A 17,193-nucleotide genomic window follows, 5' to 3' on the forward strand; every position below is an offset into this window, starting at 1 on the left:
AACCATTAAAAACCTGAAAATCCGAAACCCTGGTTTTACCGTCAGGTACTGAGGAAACCGACAACCATTGCCGCAAATGCTACGATATGAATCAACATGATCGCCCTATCATTCCAAAGAACACCAACGGCGAACCATCCAAAAAGCCCGACAATGAAAAGATAGATATTCCAGGGGGTAAAGCCAAAGGCAGTCGCGGAATAGCCAAAAATCTGGATGATGGATGCCCCCCATTTCAGGAAGAAGGCAATGTCTTCTTTAACAAGCGGGCGTGAAAGAATATCAGACTGCACGGGTTAATCCTCCATCAATACGCAGGTTTTGCCCTGTCATGTATGCTGCTTCTTCGGACGCGAGGTAGGCAATCAGGGCTGACACCTCCCCTGCACGACCATAGCGTCCCATGGGGATACGGGCCCGGCGATCTTCCGTTTCCGGCAGGCTATCAATAAAGCCGGGAAGAATATTGTTCATCCGAACATTGTCTGCTGCATATTTATCCGAAAACAGCTTGGTAAAACTGGCCAAGGCGGCACGAAACACCCCGGATGTCGGGAACAGAGGGTCTGGTTCAAAGGTTGCGAAGGTCGATATATTGATGATTGTTCCGCCCCCCTGTGCAGCCATGATCGGAGCAAGAATACGGGCTGGCCTGATGACATTCATCAAATAGACTTCCATCCCCTCATGCCAGTCCTCATCACTGATATCAAGAATTGGTCCCTTGGGACCATGTGCTGCAGAGTTGACCAACACATCCACTTGCCCCCAGCGTTCCATCGTCAGGTCGATCAGCTTCTGCAAGTCAGTTGCTGAACGATTTGAGCCGGTAACTCCAATACCACCCAGCTCTTCCCCCAGTTGTTCGCCTTTGCCTGAAGAGGAGAGGATCGCAACAGAATATCCATCTGCAGCCAAACGTCTGGCGGCATCTGCCCCCATACCACTGCCACCTGCGGTGATGATTGCTACTTTGTTGGTTCGCATCTTCAGATCTCCATCTTGAATGTCCTTGTTAATAATAATATGGACCTGCCTTCCTCTCTTGACTAATCATGCTTCATCGCGCAAGGCTGTAGATATTCTACTGGCTGACAGGAAATCAAACCTTGCGTACGCCAAATTTAAATTCATTAAGAATGTTCGATGCTGCCGCCAGACATCTGAATTTCCGCCTTGCTGCAGAAGAGCTGAACTTGACACAGGGCGCTGTTGCTCAACAGATCCGGCGTCTTGAAAGTGACCTCGGCCTGAAACTGTTCAATCGTAAAGCGCGGGGGCTGGAGCTCACTCCTGCAGGAGAGGGCTACCATCGGCCTGTCCGCCAGGCCATGATCCTGCTTGATGATGCCACCCAGAAACTTCGCCCTGAAAACAACCTGGTGAAGCTGAGCATGACGCCCTCGTTTGCAGCAAAATGGCTGGTTCCACGCCTGGGTGCATTTGAGGAAACACACCCCGATATTGAAGTGCAAACCGACGCCAGCGAAGGGTTGGCCAATTTTCGCTCAGACGCTGTGGATCTTGCAATACGCCTGACCTCTTCCCCCATTCCCCAGGAACTTGACGCTATTTTTCTGGCACCGATAGAACTCTGCGCTGTCTGCAGCCCAAGTTATGCCAATGGGCTACCCCCGATCGAACAGCTTGAAGATTTCACAGCCCATCGGCTGATACAGGACAGCCACAACCAGTGGGACAAGCTCTGGGAGAAGACAGGAGTTAAAGCAACCTATCGAAAAGTGCAGTTTAACCAGACAGCCCTGGCAATGGACGCAGCGATCAACGGACAGGGGATCGCCTTGGTTCCCCGGTTGTTGATCGAACAGGATGTTCATATGGGCAAGCTGGTCGAGCTGTGGCGGGACTGCCAAGAACAGCAACCCGGATATTATCTTGTCAGTCTCAAGGAACGCCGCCCCAGCCCGGCACAACAAAAAATCACCGACTGGATTGTACAGGAAGTAAAACAGGCATCAGCGGAATAATAATGTACCACTGAAACAACAAAGCCCGCCGGAATGGCGGGCTTTGTTTAACAGAATGAAGTAGCCGTGGCCCTTATTCCCACTCGATCGTCCCGGGTGGTTTCGAGGTGCAGTCATAAACGACGCGGTTGATGCCGCGGACTTCGTTGATGATGCGGTTGGAAACCCGACCGAGGAATTCATGGTCGAAGTGATAATAGTCAGCGGTCATACCGTCGGTGGATGTCACCGCGCGCAGGGCGCAGACAAAATCATAGGTCCGGGCATCGCCCATGACCCCGACGGTACGGACTGGCAAGAGCACTGCAAAGGCCTGCCAGATCGCATCATAAAGACCGGCATTGCGGATCTCTTCGAGGTAGATCGCATCGGCCTTGCGCAGGATGTCACACTTTTCTTTAGTCAGCGGCTGACCGGGGATACGAATGGCCAGACCGGGTCCCGGGAAAGGGTGGCGGTCGACAAAAGTATCGGGCAAACCAAGCTCGCGGCCCAGGTTGCGCACTTCGTCTTTGAAGAGTTCACGCAGAGGCTCGACCAGCTTCATGTTCATGCGCTCAGGCAGGCCACCAACGTTGTGGTGCGACTTGATCGTCACACTTGGACCACCAGTGAAAGAAACGGACTCGATCACATCCGGATAAAGCGTACCTTGCGCCAGGAAATCAGCCCCGCCGATTTTCTTGGCTTCGGCTTCAAAGATTTCGATAAAGAGACGACCGATGGTCTTGCGTTTGGTTTCCGGGTCGAACTCGTCGCCCAGAGCGGCAAAGAACTGATCTGCGGCATCGACGTGGATCAGCTTGATGTTGTAGTGATCCCGGAACAGGGTCACGACCTGTTCGGCCTCGCCCATGCGCATAAAGCCGGTATCGACAAAAACACAGGTCAGCTGTTCGCCAATGGCTTCGTTCAGCAGCACGGCAACAACCGAGCTGTCAACGCCGCCAGAAAGACCACAGAGAACCCGGCCATCACCAACCTGTTCGCGGATTTTGGCGATTTCCTGATCCTTGAAAGCGGCCATGGTCCAGTCGCCAGTACAGCCCGCAACACCGTGGGTAAAGTTTTTCAGCAACTGTGCCCCATGGGGAGTATGCACCACTTCAGGGTGGAACTGTACCGCATAGAATTTCTTGTCGTCGTTGGCGACAGCGGCGAAGGGCGCGCCTTCGGAGGTCGCGACAACGCGGAAGCCCGGGGCAAGTTTCCCCACCCGGTCGCCGTGGCTCATCCAGACCTGTTCTTTGGTGCCGACACCCCAGACACCATGGAAGAGCGCACAGTCTTCCTTGATCTCGACATAGGCACGGCCAAATTCCTGATGATCGGACGTTTCGACCGAGCCACCAAGCTGGGCCATCATGGTCTGCTGACCATAACAAATTCCCAGAATGGGCACGCCCATCTCGAAGACCCTGGCTGGTGCCGCCGGAGCATCCGCCCAGGTCACCGAAGCCGGTCCGCCGGACAGGATAATGCCCTTGGGCGCGAAGTCCTCAAGGAAGGCATCTGTGATGGCGTTAAAGGGATGAATTTCAGAATAAACCCCGCTTTCACGCACCCGACGTGCGATCAGCTGGGTAACCTGTGACCCGAAATCGATTATGAGAATACGATCAGTCATGGAGGGTACGTCTGCTCCATAGATAGGCCTGCAGAGCATCTGGTCTGTCAGGCGAGTTCAGTTTCATGCCCTTACCTGCCGGAATAGACGGCAAATGTCAAAGGCTGAAACGGCAAGTCCCGCGCCTTTTCCTGACTTTTTACAAAATTTTCCAGACTTCGGACGTCTTCTCTTTCCTGCTTATAGGCTGGCAGAGAGATTACGAAAAAAAGACTGTGGAAAACGAAAGCACCGCCGCATCAAACAGCTGTCTGAGAATATGGTCAGGATTGGCATGAATCAGTTTAACCGTCATGAGAATCGAAACGATCACCAGCAGAGGACGAACAATTTTGGTCCCGTGCCGCATGGTCATGTTCGACCCAAGATACCCCCCAAAAATCTGACCTGCCGCCATAACAAGGCCAACCGACCAGATCAGGCTGTCCCCCAGAATGAAGAATAACAGGGAGGCAAAGTTGCTGGTAAAGTTCAGCATCTTGGTATGTGCGGTGGCTCGGATCATATTAAACCCAAGCAGAGAAACAAAGGCCAGGGTATAGAAAGATCCGGCCCCCGGACCAAAAAAACCATCATAGAACCCGATCCCGGCACCAAAAATCAAAGCAAAGACACTGCGGTTGATCCGCTGATGGCGATCTTCCTCACCGAGCTTGCGCTGGAACAAAAAATACAGAGCTACAGCAATCAGCAGGAAAGGGATCGCATTGACCAAAAAGGTGTTGTCAACCGAACGCAAGACCAGAACACCCGAGGCGGCGCCGATAAAGGTCATGACAATCGGAAAAATCCAGTCCCGTATATCCAGATGTCCCTTGCGCACAAAGTTGACCGTCGCCGCAAAGGTGCCAAAAGATCCCTGAAGTTTGTTGGTAGCAATGGCCTGAACCGGGGACAGGCCGACGCTCAGAAGAATTGGCAGAGTAATCAGGCCCCCGCCCCCGGCGATTGCATCAACAAAACCGGCGAGCACCCCGGCAGCAAACATCAGCGCAATCAATTCAGGGGTGAGAAAATCCATCATTTGGGGAGGCCTGCTTCGGTTACAGGCCAGCATGAACAGCGGCCCGACTGTTTTTCAAGTCTATTTCCTTAGCAAGCACCGTAACGAATTGCAGTAATTATATTGTCTGCCAACAATTTTATCAGCCAGCAGTACAGCTTTTCTCAGGATTTTTTTTCCAACACCGTGCAGAAGAAACCATCCAGCCCATGTTGTGCCGGGGTTAGCTGCATGGCAGGTCCGTCAAACGGGCAGCTTTTCCCGCCGATAGACTGCCAGATCTGCCTGGCGTCCAGTTGGCTGAAATCGGGATGTTTTTTGAGAAAAGCAGCGATCTGCAGGCTGTTTTCTTCATCAAGAAGGGAACAGGTTGCATAGATCAGACGCCCCCCCGGTTTCACACAGGGCGCGGCCTGGTCAAGCACCGAGAGCTGGAGGCTGCGATAGTGATCGAGGCGTTCACGGGTCAGATGCAACCGGGCATCGGGCTGACGGCGCCAGGTGCCGCTGCCGGAACAGGGGGCATCGACCAGAACCCGGTCAAAGCCCAGCGCCGCAAACCCGCGCAGTGTCGCCTTGTCGAGACGGGCATAGCGGACGATTTCCACCCCGGCTTTACTGACACGCGGTTCAGCGCGTTGCAGGCGTTTGGGGTCCACATCCATGGCGACAAGATCGCCGTCGTTATCCATTGAGGCGGCCAGCGCCAGGGTCTTTCCTCCTGCCCCGGCACAGAGATCAATCACCGACATGCCCGGTCTGGCATCACAGAGCAGGGCAATCATCTGAGAGCCTTCATCCTGAACCTCGACCAGTCCTTCACGATAGGCTCGGCTGTTGCCCAGGGTTGTCCGTCCCTCGACCCGCAGGCCCCAGGGAGAATGGCTGGTTTTCTCGCACGCGATACCATCGGATACAAGCTGTTCCAGAACTTCATCCCGTTTGCTGCGCAGGCTGTTGATCCGCAGATCAATCGAAGCTTCCCCCTTCAGACCTGCGACTTCAATCCGGGCCTGCTCCGCACCATATTGCTGTTCAAACAGGCTGAAGAGCCAATCCGGCAATTCTCCCAGAACTGCCGGGGGCATGTCAGGATGATCAAGGCCAAAGCCTTCCAATGTTGCCAGTGCCTCGCCTTCAAAAGAGCTCAGAGGTTCCGGACTGTGCTGTCCTCCATCGCAAAAGGCGTCCAGATCCGAAACCTTCAGTCCTTCACTCAGCAGACAGTAGGCAAAAACCTGTGACCGGCTGTCTCCCTCCAGACCGGCCTGAAGCGTCCACCAGTCCAGACGGCACAGGGCGCGAATAACACCATAGACCCGGGCGTTGATATCGCGGCGGTCGCCAGAGCCGATAAAGCGTCGTGCCCGCAGGTAGTTTGTGACCACCCGGTCCATGGGCAAAGAACTTTCCAGAACCTCGGCCAGAAGTTCGATGGTGGTCTGAATGCGCGCAGCTGGTCTCATGATCGGTCCGGGCTTTGTTTTTTGTGGAGGGATCACTTCTGTCCCCTTGCCTCTATCCCTTAGCAAGAAGAGCGACGGGCGACAACAGGAGATCCTTTTCAGTTCAGCAGCGATGAACAAAGAAAAAGGGCGCTTCCAACTGACAGAAGCACCCTTTTCATACCAGATCAGGTTACCAGTGGGCCTGATTACATATCGCCGCGATAGTTCGGGGCTTCGCGGGTAATGGTCACATCGTGAACATGACTTTCGCGCAGGCCCGCATTGGTGATGCGGCAGAAGGTACAGCCCGTGCGCATGGCATCAATGGTGGCAGAGCCAGTATAACCCATGGAGGCCTTGAGGCCGCCGACCAGCTGGTGAACGATGGCATGAGCCGGACCTTTGTAAGGAACGCGCCCTTCAACACCTTCGGGAACCAGCTTCAGGTTGTCGGTGACATCCGCCTGGAAATAACGATCGGCCGAGCCGCGGGCCATAGCCCCCAGAGAACCCATTCCGCGGTAGGATTTATAGGAGCGTCCCTGATAGAGAAAGACTTCGCCCGGGCTTTCGTCAGTCCCACCAAGAAGTGAGCCAACCATTGCCGCGCGGGCACCTGCTGCGATGGCCTTGGCAACATCACCGGAGTGTTTGATCCCGCCATCGGCAATCACACCGATATTGTTTTTCTCTGCAACTTCAACGGCATCGATGATCGCTGTAAGCTGTGGAACCCCGACACCTGCAACGATACGTGTGGTGCAGATTGATCCTGGGCCGATCCCGACCTTGACCGCATCCGCTCCGGCCCCGATCAATGCCCGGGCAGCTTCACCCGTAGCAATATTCCCGGCCACGACCTGGGCCAGAGGATAGCTTTTCTTGATCTGTTCAACTGCGGCAATCACACCACGGGAATGCCCGTGCGCCGTATCGATCACCAACAGGTCCACACCCGCATCAATCAGAGCTTCCGCACGCTGGAAACCTTCATCACCCACACCTGTAGCAGCTGCGGCACGCAGGCGCCCCTGTTCATCTTTACAGGCTGTCGGATGAGTTGCGGCCTTGTCGATATCCTTAACCGTGATCAGACCGATACAGCGATAGTTGTCATCCACCACAAGCAGTTTTTCGATCCGGTGCTGGTGCAGCAGTCGCTTGGCTTCCTCGCCCGTGATGCCTTCTTTCACGGTGACCAGATTTTCATGGGTCATCAGTTCACTGATCGGCTGGTCCGGGTTTTCGGCAAAACGCATGTCGCGGTTGGTGATGATCCCGACCAGCTTGCCAGTTTTTTCCTCAACGACAGGGAAGCAGGAAAATCCGGCTGTGTCCTGGACGCGGCGCACATCAGCCAGCGTTGCGCTGGGCGGGAAGGTCAGTGGATCGGCAACCATACCGGATTCAAACTTCTTGACCTTGCGCACTTCGCTGGCCTGTTCCTCGATCGAGAGGTTCTTGTGAATCACCCCGATGCCACCAAACTGGGCCATGGCAATGGCAAGGCGGCTTTCAGTCACGGTGTCCATGGCAGATGACAGCAAGGGAATGTTCAGTTCCAGCGACGCGGTCAGTCTGGTCCGGGTATTTGCCTGGGCAGGGAGAACGGAGGATTCTGCGGGTAACAGCAGAACGTCATCAAATGTGAGAGCTTCGCGAATGTGCATGTCAATCTTTCCCTGATCGCGGAGAAACGGTGGTTTCCAAGACAGAAAACCGCGGTTTCACAAGTGGGTTGCCATTCAAAAATGGCCAAATCCGATTGACGCTGCATCATACACAGAACAAAGCCAAAGCCAAGAGTTTAAAGCAGGGCTTTTTCAATAAAATACGGCGCAGAAATTATCAGCCTGTCCCCAAGCGGTGAAGGACTTTCCTGTTCCTGATTTTAAGACCGGGCCTCTGATCAAAGACGGGAGCCCTCGTCAAAGAGCAGGCGGGAGAAAGCCTAGTTTTCCTTGAAACCTGTTGCCACCATAAACATCTCGGATGAATCCTTGCGGCTTGAATCCGGCTTGAAATGTTTGACGGACTTGAACTTGGTTTTGACCAGCTTGAGCAATTCACTCTGGGCACCGCCCTGCAATACCTTGGCAACAAACGATCCGCCGGGCACCAGGACTTCGTCAGCAAACATCAGTGCGGTTTCAACCAGCCCCATGATTTTCAGGTGATCAGTTTGCGGATGCCCCGAAGCTGCCGCAGCCATGTCGGAAAGAACCAGATCAGCCGGGCCGTTCAGCGCTTCCTTGAGACGGGCTGGGGCATCGTCTTCCATAAAGTCACCCTGCAGCAGGATCACCCCGGCGATGGGTTCTACTTCCTGCAGATCAAAGCCGACAATCCGGGCACCGGGGCCACAGCGTTCAACCGCGATCTGACACCAGCCACCGGGAGCGCAGCCCAGATCGACAATACGGGAATTCTTTTTCAGCAAATTGAACTTGTCATCAATCTGTGCGATTTTGAAAGCGGCCCGACCCCGATAGCCGCGTTTCTTGGCTTCCTGCACGTAAGGATCATTAAGCTGACGCTGCAGCCAGCGGGCTGAGGAATTGGAACGCCCGCGGGCCGTCTTCACCCGCACCTTCAGACCACCGCGCCCCGAGGGATTGCTGCCGGGGCGAGAGCCACCCTTGTTTGATTTGCCTGAAGTCGTCATGTGTTTGTTTTCCCAAATATCGCAAACCCGCAGTCTGCAATCATTCACCTGTGATCTTTCACAGCATCGAAAAATTGCCAGATGCACAGTTTCTGATCATCGTGACAGAATAGCCGCTTACGCCGGAACTATCCACCATTCATCAGTTTGTAAAGAATTCCTTCGCGCAGCCCCCGGTCGGCCACCCGAAGCTGTGGCACAGGCCAGAGCCGGGCCAGGGCCTCAAAAATGGCGCAACCCGCCACCACCAGATCCGCACGCTGGTCCCCAATGCAGGGATTTGCCACCCGCTGATCATAACTCATGGCCGCGATTTTGTGACAAAGCCCGACCGCAGTGGTCCGGTTCATCAAAGTACCATCAACCCGGTTGCGATCATAACGTGGCAGTTTTTTATAAACACCGACCAGTGTTGTCACGGTACCAGAGGTTCCAAGCATCTGCAGCTTGCCTTCAGCAATCCGTCCGGCAAAACCGTGTTTTTCTTCAAAGGCCAGGAAATCGTCCTGGATTTCCCCGACCATCTGGCGATAGACGTTCTGTGGAATATCCCTGCCACCATATTTTTCCGCCAGACTGACGACCCCCTTGGGCACCGAGAACCAGTCCTGCATTACCGGCTCCGGGCCGTTACTGCCAGCCGAAGCTTCGGGAAGGCGAATCCAGCTCACTTCGGTACTACCCCCGCCGATATCAAAGATCAGGGCTTCCGGAATTTCAGGATTGAGCAAGGGCGCACAGCCGAGAATTCCCAGATTTGCCTCTTCACTGTGATCAATGATCTCGAGCTGCAACCCGGTTTCTGCCGCCACTCGTTCAACAAAAATGTTCCGATTGGTTGCCCGGCGGCAGGCTTCGGTTGCAACACAGCGCAAACGTGTCACCCCCCGGCGCTGGAGTTTGGTCGCACAGATCGACAAAGCCGAAATCGTCCGGTTCATGGCCGCGTCAGACAAAAGCCCGCTTTGTCCCAGCCCCTCGCCCAACCGAACAATACGCGAGAAGGTATCAAGCACACGAAAGCTCTTGCGGTTACGCCGGGCGACCAGCAGGCGACAATTGTTTGTCCCCAGATCAATCGCGGCATAGATGTGATCGTCTGCCCGCCTGCTGCCCCGCCCGGAAAGGGACCGCTTGCGCGACTGTGTCGTAACCGTCAAAGAACACTGCTCCTGTTTCTCGCTCGTGGTTCTTGCTCCTGATTCTTTCCGAAGACAATAATCCAGCCCTCTTTACATACGTAGTGCAACGGGGGAAGATCAACACCCTATTCACACAGAAGCATCGAAAAGTGGAACAAACATGACCATGAGATGCGCCGAAAGCACCTCTGGGCTGCCAGACTGGAAAAAATTGCCATAAAGATGTAAAAAGGTGTTGTCAGATCATTTTGAACGGACTATATCAGGCCCCGCACCGCCGTTACAGCTGTTGAGGCCATCAAGTTTCTGGCCCACGGAAAACACTGTATCCTGATCCGGGATAGTTTAACGGTAGAACTAAGGACTCTGACTCCTTCAGTCCAGGTTCGAATCCTGGTCCCGGATCCAAAAACCACCTGCACAAACTCAATAAAATCAACAGCTTATAAAATTAATTTAATATTTTAGCTCGATTTTTGACCCAAAACGGTACACAAAACGGTACACAAAATCCAATTTTACTCCTCACATTTCACCTAGTTCCAAGCTATCAAAAGCCCCTTCAGTAGTCGGATCTAAATCCCCAAAATTCTGATAAATATTCAACATCGCTCCCCTGCCCCTGACCGTGACAAGCCCAGCCTCGTGACCAGCAGCGATATAATCTGCCAACATCCTGTATGCGCGATGCACCGCATAATCAGGATCCGAGTGATGCTGGAACGACTGACACAGCACAGCCCTGCCCCCCCTGATTGTGCAGGATGACACGGATCGGATTCTTGTCTGGAGCTTGGGTAATGATCGCGCGAATGACATGAGAACAAAATAAAGTTGTGGCAAGACAAATTCGATTCAGTAGGAACTCGCTACAGACAACTATAGATTTATTTAGACTTCGGATTTAACATTCAACCCCGCGCCACTTTATCAGTGTCACTATCTATATTTTTAATAAAAAACATGACCAAGCAATAAGCATGAACAAAAGCCAACTCTCCTTCACAAACAACACCTCACCTTACAAAAAAGGCGTGCTATCCTCAGCATTAAATTGCCATGAAGAAGCAATAGAGTTTTTCGGCAAAGCTATTGAGACAAATCCAGAGAACGCCCTAGCGTACTACAATAGAGGCAACAGCTATCGTGTCCTAGGAAAAATCAACGAGGCACTTGAAAGCTATATAATAGCTTTAAAGATCGCCCCAGATAACGCTGATATCAGGTGGAACACTAGCCTCCTCTACCTCTTGACAGGAGACTATCAAGCAGGTTGGGCGCTGCACCACTCAAGGAAAGAATTGAACAAGCCCCCCAGAACCTCAAAACTTTATCACTCCCGGGTTTGGCAGGGGCAAAATCTAAAGAACAAAACAATACTCATTCACCCAGAGCAAGGTTTTGGTGACTTTATTCAATTTTCAAGGTACGCAAATTTATTAAAGACATCCGGCGCAATAGTTATATTGGAAACTCATAAAAACCTTTATCGCCTATACAAAACTCAAGACATTGCTGATAAAACAATCCACTCAGAAGAAGAAACGCCCACAATCGACTTTCACACTTCTGTAATTGATTTACCTGCAATTTTTAACACAACCCTAGAAACAATACCCAATACCTCACCATACCTTCATCCCCCAAAAGAAATTAAATCCCAATGGGCTAAACGTATAGGCCCTAAAGATCTATTACGAGTTGGACTTGCTTACCAAGGAAACCCCAAACACACTAACGATGCCAATCGGTCGATAAATTCAAAACTGTTTGAGCACTTAACCAGAACCCCAAACATTGCATTTTACAACCTACAAATAAGTCCCACAAAATATAAATTAAACACCACCTTCGACTTAACAAACGACATTAAAGATTTTGCAGATACAGCTGGACTAATTAGCAACCTTGACTTGGTGGTTACAGTAGACACTTCTATTGCCCATCTCGCCGGGGCATTAAACGTTCCTACATGGATACTATTGCCCAAAACTCCTGATTGGCGTTGGCTACTTAATCGAAATGATAGCCCATGGTATCCATCAATGAAACTTTTCCGACAATCTCGAAGAGGCAACTGGACACCAGTCATCAATGAAGTCATCAATCAATTGTCGAGGATGTCCCCTAAAGCAATATAGCCGCAGTTACGACAGGCGGCGCCGGGAGCTCATGGGTGATAATAAGTTTAGGGTCCTGGGAAGATCCAATATTTCTTTTTGACTTAAAATTGATGTACTCCGATGCCGTTGCGCCCAGCCCATACTCTTGATTTGCATAATGAATCATAAGAGAAGTAAAGCCACCACCAACTATTGCATCCTTAAAATTATCTGTTGAATCGAACGAAAAATATGAATCAAGATAAGAAGCCGTGTTCAGATTAGCTACCTTCACTAAAGAAGAGAGATCACTACCCTTAACAAAATCAGACGGCCCCGGCCCCCCATCCCAAACAACAGCCCTGACAACCAAATCAGCATCTACCACAGATGAATCTGAATGCCCAAAAATCGACAGCAAAACATCCGTAACATCATATCCAATAGATGAGGTATCAAATCTCAAAAAGGCTTGGTCACACGAGTAACTAGCCCCATTAAAACGAGCACCAGCTGAGATAGTTGAAGAAGAAGCATACGAAAAAATCCCATACCCAGTCCCCTCTGCTGACTGACCAGCCACATAAGCCCCGGAAGAAATATATTTATCCATCTCAGCATAGATAACGGTAACGGTCATTTTGAAAGCCCTTTAATAGTATCCAGTATAATTAACTTCAATGCTGCAAAAGGATCAAAGCGGTATCTAGATACTGGAATTAAAATTTCGACCCCTGATATTGGATCAAACTCTAACTGACCACCAAAAATAACTTCACCATTTTCATCAGGCACTAGCATCGGCGGATTGACGATCCTAGCATCCTCATTAAAAATAATTACTCCTCCTCGCTCGACAATTAAATCTGCCGTGAAGTAAACGCCTGAGTTTGTCACAACGCGAGGGTTGTTTATCGTGACATCATATTCACCCAAGGCAAACACCACATTATTCGTCAAAACTGACTTAAGAGCTTGAGCTGATTCCAGTGGCGTCATATTCAAATCCCCAAAGCCACGGCATGACCAATAACCTTGGAACCACCATCAATTGTTGTAAAAACCAGCTCATTAAGGCCCACCGCAAGAACCGGAGCGGAACCTAACGCCCAACCCGTAACAAAAGAGAAATTAACCTGAATTACTGAGGACATACTCACATAGACCGTAAGTTTTGATTGTGTTCCAGAAGAAGGCCAGCTTGATACTGATATAGAGGTGATTTCCGCCGTTGCGTTTATAAGGTGTGCTCGTCCTACATTATAATTTATAGAAATAACCCCAAAAGTTCCCGGGTTTGTAATTACAGCCTGATCCATGGTTTCACCAGACACCCCATGAGCACCTTGCGGCCCCTGGTCCCCCGCATCACCTTTTAGGCCCTGCGGCCCCTGGTCCCCCGTATCACCTTTTAGGCCCTGCGGCCCCTGGCTCCCGGTATCACCTTTTAGGCCCTGCGGTCCTTGGTCCCCGGTATCACCTTTTAGGCCTTGCGGCCCCTGGTCCCCCGCATCACCTTTTAGGCCCTGTGGTCCCTGATCACCAGTGTCGCCTTTGATGCCCTGCGGTCCCTGATCACCAGTATCGCCTTTGAGGCCTTGAGGTCCCTGATCACCAGTATCACCTTTGAGGCCCTGCGGTCCCTGTTCGCCAGCATCACCTTTGAGGCCTTGAGGTCCCTGTTCGCCAGCATCACCTTTGAGGCCTTGAGGTCCCTGATCACCAGTGTCACCTTTGATGCCCTGCGGTCCCTGATCACCAGTGTCACCTTTGATGCCCTGCGGTCCCTGATCACCAGTGTCGCCTTTGATGCCCTGTGGTCCCTGATCACCAGTGTCGCCTTTGATGCCCTGCGGTCCCTGATCACCAGTATCGCCTTTGAGGCCTTGCGGTCCCTGATCACCAGTATCACCTTTGAGGCCTTGAGGTCCCTGATCACCAGTGTCACCTTTAAGGCCCTGCGGTCCTTGATCACCAGTGTCGCCCTTAAGGCCCTGCGGTCCCTGATCGCCAGTGTCGCCTTTGATGCCCTGCGGTCCCTGATCACCAGTGTCGCCCTTAAGGCCCTGCGGTCCCTGATCGCCAGTATCACCTTTGAGGCCAGGCATCCCGACCACAGGCAACACCGAACCAGGCGCACGTACTTTTGTGACCGGATTTCCGGAACGAATAACAATACTAGACATCACCACCACCCCAGGTCACCGTTAAGGTACTGTCTGCCACCGGCAACAGCAGATCCTCATCAAAAGACATATCCAGATGCCAGAACAATTTTCCTTCTGGCAGCCCATCAACCTGCTCATCCGTAAGCTTGAAAAAAGCCACACCCAGATCACGATCAAGCTCAAGAGACCCATCCGCGCTCGATTGCTTCAGCAATAGATTCTTTTCCCCGTCGAACACCCTGATCACGACAAACGCCCCGACAAGGGATAAAGCCGTGATCTCATCCTCCTTGAAAAAGAAAAGAGGCTCATTGAGCCCCGCCCCGCGCCGAACCGTTAAATCGATCCTCTGCAACTTCATTACCTCACCCCTTAATCCGGGTTTGCACCATTTGACGCATTAAATCTTGACCGCCCGAACTGACGCACAACCCTGTAAGCCGCCTCAGCCTTCCATGAAGGAACGTCATTCTCGAACATGATGTCTCTAAAAATCAGATCCGCCATCGCACGAGATAAAATTCCCGCCTCATAGAGAAAATCATGCGCGAGAGCGGCAGGAAAAATCTTGTGATCCGCAGGAGGTAACAACCACCAGAGAAAACGGGGCGCTGAAGAGCCATCAAACTGAAACCCGAGCGGCACCATAAAAACAGTGCTGGCAGGCCCCCTATATTCAAGAGAATAGGGCAGTGAAAATGGCCGCTTTTTGTTTATGGCCGAAATCCAGGTTAACAGCGCCACACCTTCAGGTCGCACTTCAAAGGCACGTTCAAGAGACCCCTCTTTAATCCGCCACATTATAACCACCCTCACAAGAAGTTGCCGCATCATCAATCAACGCCACCAGTTCACACAACCGTGCCCGACAAACACCGTGGGAAAGCCGAGCCTCAACCACCCAGACAGCAACATCTTTCTGAGTTGCCGCACCACTTGGCCACGGCGGAAGATCCGGACAGCTTTTAAGGCTTGCCGGCACCTCCTGCCGGATCTCCACCACTTCCGGAACTGTCAAGATTTCCGGCAGGGCTGAACAACCAGGGAGGATCCCTGAGAACAGGAGCAAGATCCCCGTCTTGATCTGGGGACACTCCCTGCAATTTGATAAGCTGCCCACGCGCCTGATCCCCCCATCGCTTCTCATTGGTTAATTGGCGATCTACAGAAGAAATCGCCGCCCTGAGCGCCGCCTCCTGCCGTTTATAAGCAAGCTGGTTCTGTTGAGAACGAGCGACTTCCGCCCGCAGATGTTCAGACAAATGAACTTCCCGCGCCTTGAGCCGCTCAAATTCGGAAAAATGACCCCGCCACCACCAGATCAACCCGGCAAAAAAAAGGATTGCGACAACTGCAATCCCGATTTTCAGAAAACGACCCGATATCAAAGAAAGAAAAAAAGCCATCAGCGCCCCCCTTTCAGCTTTGCCCGCCAGATCTCAATCCGCTCAACATAGGTAATCGTCTCCCGCGAATGCTTACCTGTAACCTGAGAGAGACAGGCGACAATCTCGAGATAGAGCAACACCCCGCCGCATAACCGTTGCGCCTTAATGATATTCCCCAAACCTGCGTTATAGCTCGCCTGAGCAAGCTTGTGTCGGTCCTCTTCAGGCCGCTTCGAAATCCAGCTTCGCCGAAGCTTTTTCATATAATAAGCCCCCGCATTGATCGCCGGATCCGCCAGGCGAGGAGAAATCAGACCATAACCCAGTTCTTTTGAAATTTGCGCCCAGGTCCCAGGCATGAACTGGGCCAAACCTTCTGCCCCGACCGGAGACCGGGCCAAAGGCTCCAGAAGGCTCTCCTGATAGAGCTGAGCCTTCCAGGCTTCCGGATAAGGGTAATCCGGCCAGTGAGCTGATACCGCAAATGCAATCTGCTTATCGTACTTATCAGTATAGAGCGACGCAGCCCATGAGGAGGACAACAGAGAAAATATAAATACCGATGAAAGCAAGCTGAGCATTCGGATCCGCACAGTAAAACACCTCCTTGAAATTGACACCGCGAAGGCGCAGCCCGATAAACTGGATAACCGAAGCCAAGGCAGGCAGGACAAACATCAAACCCACCTTCAGAAGCAGAGTAAGCGCCCCGTACTCGCTCAACCCCATAAACCCGTCTAATTCACCCATCATTCTTAACCTTTCGATATAAATCCCAGAAAACAACAGCAAGACGCCCAACAACTACAGCCGCCGACCCCCAGAGGATAAACGAGGGAACAACCACCTCCGTCCACCCCTGAAAACGACCATCAGCAACCACAGCCACGACCACCCCACCAGCCACAACCGGACCATCTACAAATATTTTATCCACGCCCCACCCCCAGCGATTAGGCAGAAAAAAAGCCGCCCGAAAGCAGCTCGAAACACTCGATTTAAATGAGAGAACTACACCTAATCAGACCAGTGAACCGGATCTTCTATATCAACCGCCCACAATTGAGCGTGATCCATAGCATTAATCGCCGTCACAAGGGCAGTTGAACGCGAGAGAATATTCCTGATATGAGCATTCGCCGCCTCAAAAAGGGGCAAGATAACCGCCGACCCCGTCACCTCTACAACTGCCCCGGCCTTGGTTGTAAATCTGAAGGGCTCGACAGAACCAACCGCCTCTTCCCCCTCCAATCCCCTTAAAAGCCCACTCAAACGGGCAATTGACTTCTCGTCACAGCGAAAATTCGATGACAGGTTTGGAATGTAAACACCCTCTTCAATCAATCGCTCTGCCAAAATAGACACTTTTTCAACAAGACCCCCTCGAACCACCCCATCAGGACGATCTTCGAGCGCGATAGTTCTGACCACCTTTTCCGGATACTCAGTGTAAACCTTAACCAAGCTGTGCAAGTCAGCACTGAAGCCCTCTGGCGTTTCTGAATTTGTCTCTAATGGCCACATCAACAGATTGCCACCCTCATCCCTGGGCAGTTGGTCAAGACTCAGGTCCAGGCCATGGTACTTTTCAATGAATTTACCATCCTCGCCCTTAACGACATAAAGAAAAGGTATAAAAGGTTTCTTCGCCATAACAAGTTC

General features: G+C 52.0%; 21 protein-coding genes and 1 tRNA gene. 3 read left to right on the forward strand and 19 right to left on the reverse strand.

Going from position 1 to position 17,193, the window contains the following annotated elements:
- Positions 1-41: 41 nt before the first annotated feature.
- Together B152_RS0119240 and B152_RS0119245 are read right to left on the reverse strand one after the other, a co-directional pair.
- Entirely contained in the window at positions 42-293 is a 252-nt protein-coding gene (locus B152_RS0119240) for a DUF6552 family protein (protein WP_020594080.1), read from the reverse strand.
- Positions 283-987 (reverse strand): SDR family oxidoreductase, encoded by a 705-nt coding sequence (locus B152_RS0119245; protein ID WP_020594081.1) that lies wholly within the window; start codon positions 985-987, stop codon positions 283-285. Before B152_RS0119245 ends, B152_RS0119240 begins: the two co-directional genes overlap by 11 nt.
- A 122-nt stretch (positions 988-1,109) precedes the next feature.
- On the opposite strand from B152_RS0119245, the gene B152_RS0119250 reads away from it, so the two are divergent.
- A complete protein-coding gene (locus B152_RS0119250) occupies positions 1,110-1,988 on the forward strand; it encodes a LysR substrate-binding domain-containing protein (protein WP_026261717.1) in 879 nt (292 codons plus the stop codon).
- Between the two features lie 73 nt (positions 1,989-2,061).
- Here B152_RS0119250 and guaA read toward each other — a convergent pair whose 3' ends face one another.
- From guaA to B152_RS0119285, 6 genes are all read right to left on the reverse strand, one after another.
- Positions 2,062-3,615, reverse strand: coding sequence for a glutamine-hydrolyzing GMP synthase (gene guaA / locus B152_RS0119255; protein WP_020594083.1), 1,554 nt, complete (start codon positions 3,613-3,615; stop codon positions 2,062-2,064).
- A gap of 199 nt (positions 3,616-3,814) precedes the next feature.
- Entirely contained in the window at positions 3,815-4,639 is an 825-nt protein-coding gene (locus tag B152_RS0119260) for a TSUP family transporter (RefSeq protein ID WP_020594084.1), read from the reverse strand.
- 143 nt (positions 4,640-4,782) lie between these two features.
- The gene (locus B152_RS0119265) at positions 4,783-6,084 is read right to left on the reverse strand and encodes an RsmB/NOP family class I SAM-dependent RNA methyltransferase (protein ID WP_020594085.1); all 1,302 of its coding nucleotides are present in this window, start codon (positions 6,082-6,084) and stop codon (positions 4,783-4,785) included.
- A 188-nt stretch (positions 6,085-6,272) separates the two neighbouring features.
- Entirely contained in the window at positions 6,273-7,736 is a 1,464-nt protein-coding gene (guaB, locus tag B152_RS0119270) for an IMP dehydrogenase (RefSeq protein WP_020594086.1), read from the reverse strand.
- Between the two features lie 281 nt (positions 7,737-8,017).
- A complete protein-coding gene (locus B152_RS0119280; protein WP_026261719.1) occupies positions 8,018-8,731 on the reverse strand; it encodes an RlmE family RNA methyltransferase in 714 nt (237 codons plus the stop codon).
- Between the two features lie 128 nt (positions 8,732-8,859).
- Positions 8,860-9,891, reverse strand: a complete 1,032-nt coding sequence (locus B152_RS0119285) for a Ppx/GppA phosphatase family protein (RefSeq protein WP_020594089.1) — start codon at positions 9,889-9,891, stop codon at positions 8,860-8,862.
- 316 nt (positions 9,892-10,207) lie between these two features.
- Between B152_RS0119285 and B152_RS0119290 the strand changes: the two genes are divergently transcribed.
- Together B152_RS0119290 and B152_RS24410 are read left to right on the forward strand one after the other, a co-directional pair.
- Positions 10,208-10,281 (forward strand) — tRNA-Gln (locus B152_RS0119290).
- Between the two features lie 572 nt (positions 10,282-10,853).
- A complete protein-coding gene (locus B152_RS24410) occupies positions 10,854-12,014 on the forward strand; it encodes a tetratricopeptide repeat protein (protein ID WP_020594091.1) in 1,161 nt (386 codons plus the stop codon).
- Here the strand turns inward: B152_RS24410 and B152_RS0119305 are convergent.
- The 11 genes from B152_RS0119305 to B152_RS0119350 form a co-directional block, all read right to left on the reverse strand.
- Positions 12,001-12,615 carry a hypothetical protein gene (locus B152_RS0119305; RefSeq protein WP_020594092.1) on the reverse strand — a complete coding sequence of 205 codons (615 nt, stop codon included), beginning with the start codon at positions 12,613-12,615 and terminating at the stop codon, positions 12,001-12,003. The genes B152_RS24410 and B152_RS0119305 overlap by 14 nt on opposite strands.
- Positions 12,612-12,974, reverse strand: a complete 363-nt coding sequence (locus B152_RS0119310; RefSeq protein WP_020594093.1) for a hypothetical protein — start codon at positions 12,972-12,974, stop codon at positions 12,612-12,614. The genes B152_RS0119305 and B152_RS0119310 overlap by 4 nt, the downstream gene beginning before the upstream one ends.
- Positions 12,975-12,976: 2 nt before the next feature.
- Positions 12,977-14,161, reverse strand: coding sequence for a collagen-like protein (locus B152_RS24415; protein WP_020594094.1), 1,185 nt, complete (start codon positions 14,159-14,161; stop codon positions 12,977-12,979).
- Positions 14,154-14,504 carry a hypothetical protein gene (locus B152_RS0119320; RefSeq protein ID WP_020594095.1) on the reverse strand — a complete coding sequence of 117 codons (351 nt, stop codon included), beginning with the start codon at positions 14,502-14,504 and terminating at the stop codon, positions 14,154-14,156. Before B152_RS0119320 ends, B152_RS24415 begins: the two co-directional genes overlap by 8 nt.
- 11 nt (positions 14,505-14,515) lie before the next feature.
- On the reverse strand, positions 14,516-14,944 hold the full coding sequence (locus B152_RS25615) for a DUF1353 domain-containing protein (RefSeq protein ID WP_020594096.1): 429 nt from the start codon (positions 14,942-14,944) through the stop codon (positions 14,516-14,518).
- The gene (locus tag B152_RS26080; RefSeq protein ID WP_020594097.1) at positions 14,931-15,125 is read right to left on the reverse strand and encodes a hypothetical protein; all 195 of its coding nucleotides are present in this window, start codon (positions 15,123-15,125) and stop codon (positions 14,931-14,933) included. Before B152_RS26080 ends, B152_RS25615 begins: the two co-directional genes overlap by 14 nt.
- Positions 15,109-15,549 carry a hypothetical protein gene (locus tag B152_RS0119335; protein WP_020594098.1) on the reverse strand — a complete coding sequence of 147 codons (441 nt, stop codon included), beginning with the start codon at positions 15,547-15,549 and terminating at the stop codon, positions 15,109-15,111. Before B152_RS0119335 ends, B152_RS26080 begins: the two co-directional genes overlap by 17 nt.
- Entirely contained in the window at positions 15,549-16,073 is a 525-nt protein-coding gene (locus tag B152_RS24425) for a transglycosylase SLT domain-containing protein (protein ID WP_211212251.1), read from the reverse strand. The genes B152_RS0119335 and B152_RS24425 overlap by 1 nt, the downstream gene beginning before the upstream one ends.
- Entirely contained in the window at positions 16,039-16,284 is a 246-nt protein-coding gene (locus tag B152_RS26140; protein ID WP_169337441.1) for a hypothetical protein, read from the reverse strand. The genes B152_RS24425 and B152_RS26140 overlap by 35 nt, the downstream gene beginning before the upstream one ends.
- Complete coding sequence (locus B152_RS0119345) at positions 16,274-16,468, reverse strand: hypothetical protein (RefSeq protein ID WP_020594101.1); 195 nt, start codon at positions 16,466-16,468, stop codon at positions 16,274-16,276. The genes B152_RS26140 and B152_RS0119345 overlap by 11 nt, the downstream gene beginning before the upstream one ends.
- An 80-nt stretch (positions 16,469-16,548) precedes the next feature.
- Complete coding sequence (locus B152_RS0119350) at positions 16,549-17,184, reverse strand: DUF4376 domain-containing protein (RefSeq protein ID WP_020594102.1); 636 nt, start codon at positions 17,182-17,184, stop codon at positions 16,549-16,551.
- Positions 17,185-17,193: the final 9 nt, after the last annotated feature.

The organism is Kiloniella laminariae DSM 19542 (assembly GCF_000374005.1).
Lineage (GTDB): Bacteria > Pseudomonadota > Alphaproteobacteria > Kiloniellales > Kiloniellaceae > Kiloniella > Kiloniella laminariae.